Origin of the sequence: Actinosynnema sp. NPDC023658, assembly GCF_040639995.1 — a bacterium.
In the GTDB taxonomy this organism is placed as follows: Bacteria; Actinomycetota; Actinomycetes; order Mycobacteriales; family Pseudonocardiaceae; genus Actinosynnema.
Genome location: NZ_JBFAAX010000486.1, coordinates 1 through 4439 on the forward strand (window position 1 = coordinate 1; position 4439 = coordinate 4439).

Annotated in this window: 4 protein-coding genes; 2 read left to right on the forward strand and 2 right to left on the reverse strand. The window is 74.4% G+C overall.

Going from position 1 to position 4439, the window contains the following annotated elements:
• On the forward strand, positions 1-1640 hold a 1640-nt coding region (locus AB0G02_RS29555), incomplete at its 5' end, for a helix-turn-helix transcriptional regulator (protein ID WP_360800259.1).
• Between the two features lie 42 nt (positions 1641-1682).
• On the opposite strand, the gene AB0G02_RS29560 is transcribed toward AB0G02_RS29555, so the two are convergent.
• Entirely contained in the window at positions 1683-2156 is a 474-nt protein-coding gene (locus AB0G02_RS29560) for a DUF2165 domain-containing protein (protein WP_360800262.1), read from the reverse strand.
• Between the two features lie 69 nt (positions 2157-2225).
• On the opposite strand from AB0G02_RS29560, the gene AB0G02_RS29565 reads away from it, so the two are divergent.
• Positions 2226-3134 carry a glycosyltransferase gene (locus tag AB0G02_RS29565; RefSeq protein WP_360800265.1) on the forward strand — a complete coding sequence of 303 codons (909 nt, stop codon included), beginning with the start codon at positions 2226-2228 and terminating at the stop codon, positions 3132-3134.
• Here AB0G02_RS29565 and AB0G02_RS29570 read toward each other — a convergent pair.
• Positions 3113-4439: WD40 repeat domain-containing protein (locus tag AB0G02_RS29570; protein WP_360800268.1), on the reverse strand; the 1327-nt coding region annotated here is incomplete at its 5' end. The genes AB0G02_RS29565 and AB0G02_RS29570 overlap by 22 nt on opposite strands.

Sequence of the window (4439 nt, forward strand, 5' to 3'; positions counted from 1 at the left end):
TCGCCGTGCGGCAGAAGCTGGCCGGGCTGCAGCTGCGGTCCGGTGGGCCGGTGCTGGAGCTGGTGCGGCCGCTGGTCACCGCCGGTGTCGTCGGGCCGGAGCTGGCGGAGGTGTTCCGGGCGGCGGCCGACGAGGCGCTGGGCGCGGACCCGGCGCTGGCGGCCCGGCTGCTGGCCGCCGTCGGCACGACGGGACCGGACGTGGCCGTGCGGCGCGCGGTGGCCTCGGCCATGGCGGGCGACCTGGACGCGGCACTGCGGCTGGCCGACGGGGTCCTGTCCGGCGGCGACACCGACCACCGCGGCCCGGCGGCGGAGGTGGCCGCGATCGCGTTGGCGCACCGGGGGCAGCTGGCCCGCAGCACCGAGCTGCACCGGTGGTCCCCGAGCGCGACGTCGGCGGCGTTCGCGGTGATCGGCCGGGTCGGCACGGGACGGCTGCCGACCGCGCCGCTGCCCGTCGCACCGCCGACCATGCTCGACGGCGGCGCTTCGCTGATGGCGCAAGGGGTGGTCGAGTCGGTCACCTCGTCCGCGACCACGTCACTGTCCACTTTGGTGCGTGCGGCGGGGTTGCTGGAACCCGCCGGTCGCGCGGTGCTGCTGCCGGACACGCCCGCCGCGCTGGCCGCGCTGGTGGCGTTGCACAGCGGTGAGCCGGGCGTCGCCGAATCGGTGCTGGACCGGGCGATGGCGACGGCGTCCGGCGGTGCGCTGATGGTCGTGCGGCACCGGCTGCTGCGGGCGTGGATCGCGATGCAGCGCGGCAACCTCGTGCAGGCGCGGGAGGTGCTGGTGGCGCTGCGCAAGGCCGGTCGTCCGCTGGAACCGCGGGACTGGCTGTTCGCGGTGGCGCTGGAGATCGGCGTCGCCCGGCGCAACAGCGACCTGGCGACGTTGAAGCGGACGTGGGACCAGGCGTGCGAGGCGGTGCTGCGGCACCCCGTCGACCTGTTCACGTTCCTGCCGCTGGGTGAGTTCGCCACCGCCGCCGCGCGGCTGCGCGACCAGCACCGGCTGGCCCCGCACCTGACCGCGGCGCGGGAGTTGTTGCGGGACCTGGGAGATCCGTGCCTGTGGGCCGTGCCGCTGCACTGGAGCGCGCTGCACGCGGCGATCATCGCGGAGGAGACGTCCGTCGCGGAGGAGCACGCGGCGTCGCTGGCGGCGTGCCGGGATCGGAGCCGGTACGCGGAGGTCGTGTCGACGGCCGCGGAGAGCTGGCTGGACGTGGTGGCGGGCAAGGTGGACGCCGACCGGGTCGAGGAGTCCGCGCGGGGCCTCCAGGCGGTCGGCCAGTGGTGGGACGCGGCCAGGTTGGCCGGTCAGGCCGCGATCCGCACGTCCGACCGCCAGGCGATGGTGCGGCTGCTGGACTGCGCGCGGCTGCTCCAGGGGCGGACCGCCGCGACGACGCGCAAGCAGCCCGAGCCGGCGGTGGAGGCCGACGCGGGCAAGCTCAGCGACCGCGAGCGCGAGGTGGCGGAGCTGGTCGTCGGCGGGCTGACCTACAAGCAGGTGGGCGACCGGCTGTTCATCTCCGCGAAGACGGTGGAGCACCACGTGGCCCGCATCCGGCAGCGCCTGGGCTGCACCAGCCGGGCCGAGCTGCTGGACCAGCTGCGCCGGATCGTCGGCTGACGGGTCGGGAGCCGCCGGACGGCCCCCGACCCGGTGGACGGATCAGTCGCGCCTGCTCGCGTGCAGCAGGATGAGGCCGAGCGCGGCGACGACGAAGTTCTGGAACGCGGCCGACAGCCCGTTCCAGTCCTTCGACTGCCACATGGCGAACCACTCACCGCCGATGGCGATGAACCCGCCGCCGAACAGCAGCGCCTGCATCACCCACCCCGTCGACGACAGCCGGCGTGCCACCTCCTCACGGCCCCGCAGCCAGGCCACCAGGCCGGCGACCAGCGCCAGCGCGGTGACCGCCTCCCACAGGATGATCAGCACGTACACGACGGTCACGGCGATCGGGCTGGTGATCGCCCGCCAGGTCGTGTTCGGCGACCCGAACGTGGTGTCCATCGCCAGCACGTGCTGCACGAACGCGTGGTTGGTCTCGTAGTCGGTGATGTTCCCGAACACCACGAGAGCCATGTAGAGCGCGGTGATCCCGGTCAGCGCCGTGATCGCCGCTCGCGGGCTCCCCACCCGGGCAAGTGAACGCATGTTCTGTAGAACGTAGTCAGGATCCACCGGAAGTCCATGAGAGGAATTCACATGACCGGGCGTCCCATCGACCCGGCCCTGGGCCTGGACCTGGTGCCGGAGCGGACCCTGCGCCGCAGGTCGGCGTCCGTGACGGTGCTCGTGCCCGCGCACGACGAGGCCGCCACGGTGGCCGAGGTCGTCGCCCAGGCCCGATGCGGTCTGGACCACCTGGAGGTTCGGGGTGAGGTGGTCGTCAGCGCCAGCGGCTGCACCGACGACACCGCGGGCGTGGCGCGCGCCGCGGGCGCCACCGTGGTCGAGTCGCCCGCCGGCAAGGGCAACGCGATCGTCCACGGCCTGCGTGCCGCGACCGGTGACGTGGTCTGCCTGGTCGACGGCGACCTGCGCTACTTCGGCGAGCGGACCCTGGTGGAGCTGCTGGTGCGGCCGATCCTCGACGGCCTGGCCGACGTGACGGTCTCCGACCTGTACTGGCGGCCGGTGTACCCGCAGCTGTGGCTGCACGGCTTCTTCGCCCCGCTGGCCGGACGGCTGTTCCCGGAGCTCCTGCCCAAGGTCGGCGCGACGCCGTGGTCCGGCCAACGCGCGGCGCTGCGCGAGCTGTGGCCCGCCGAGCTGCCGGAGGGCTTCACCTGCGACCTCGCCCTGCTGCTGCACTGGAACCGGCACGCGAGCCGGATGCGGCCCGTGCTGGCCGACGACTGGACGAACCCCCAGCGGCCCAAGCCGGAGCTGCTGCGGCAGGAGTTCGAGCTGGTCGTCGAGCACGCCGTCGCGGAGGGCCGGCCGGTCGACGTGCCGCGGCTGCGCGAGTGGTTCGACCGCGCCCACGACCTGATGGCCGCCTACCGGCCGGACGTCGACGACCCGCGCCGCTTCGAGCTCGACCTGCTCGACGGCTCGCTCCGGGCCCTCGACCGGTCACCGCGCGGCGGTCACGGGCAGGGCGGCTCGTAGTCCAGCTGCGGCAGGTGCTCGCGCCACCGCTGCTCCGGCAGCACGCCCTTGGTCTTGGTGCAGATCCGCCCGATCACGTGCTGCAGGTCGAGGTCCCACACCCGGACCGTGCTGTCGGAGCTGGTGGACGCGATCCGCTTGCCGTCCGGGCTGAACGCGACGTCCCGCAACCTGCCCTCGTGCCCGGTCAGCACCTGGCCGAGCGCGGTGGGGTGCCCCAGGTCCCGCACGTCCCACAGCCGGATGGTGCGGTCCTCGCCGCCGCTGGCCAGCGTCTGCCCGTCCGGGCTGAACGCCACCGTCACGGCGGCCTCGACGTGCCCGGTCAGCGGCGAGCCGACGGGCTTGGCCCGCTGCGGCACGGTCAGGTCCCACAGCCGGATCGTCCGGTCGTCGCTGGCGGTGGCGAGGGTCAGGCCGTCGGGGCTGATGTCGCCCGCGCGCACCGCCTGGCTGTGCCCGGTCAGCGGCTGGCCGAGCGGCTGGGCGGCGGCCGGGTCGCCCACGTTCCACAGCCGCACGGTCTTGTCCGCGCTCGCCGTGACCAGCGTCCGGCCGTCCGGGGTGAACCCGACGTAGTGCACGTACTCGGTGTGGCCGACGAGCGGGCGCCCCAGCGGTTCCGGGTGCGCCGGGTCGGTCAGGTCCCACAGCTGCACGGAGTAGTCGTCGGAGCCGGTCGCCAGCACCTTGCCGTCGTGCCGGAACGCCACCGGCGAGCTGTAGCGGGTGCCCACCTCGATCGGCTCGCCCAGCGGTCGCGGCTGGTGCGGGTCGGTGAAGTCCCACAACCGCACCATGTTGTCGCTCACGCTGGCCAGCGTCCTCCCGTCGTCGCTCAGCGCGATCGACCACACGCCCGCGCCGTGCGACAGGACGGCGGTCGACGTCGGGGCGTCCGGGTCGCTGGTGTCCCACACCCGGATCGACTCGTCCTCGCTGCCCGACACGAGGTGGTGGCCGTCGGGCGTGAAGCGGGGGCCGATGGTGCGCTCCGAGTGCCCCACGAGCACCCCGGACGGCATCGACCACAGCCGCACCAGGGAGTCGAGGCCGCCGGTCGCCACGGTCCGGCCGTCCGGGCTGAACGACACCGCGTAGACGGTGCCGCTGCGCCCGGCCAGCGGACGGCCCAGCGGCAGCGGGTGCGCCGGGTCGACGACGTTCCACATGCGCGTGTAGCCGTCGCCGGCCGCCGACGCGAGCACCCGGCCGTCCGGGCTGAACGCCACCGACCACACGCCCTCGGTGTGGTCGGTCAGCGGACGGCCCAGCGGTCGGGTCGCGGCCGGGTCCGACACGTCG

Coding starts and splice junctions, on each gene's coding strand:
- AB0G02_RS29565 (WP_360800265.1), top strand. CDS start 2,226: ATGACCGGGCGTCCCATCGACCCGGCCCTGGGCCTGGACCTGGTGCCG.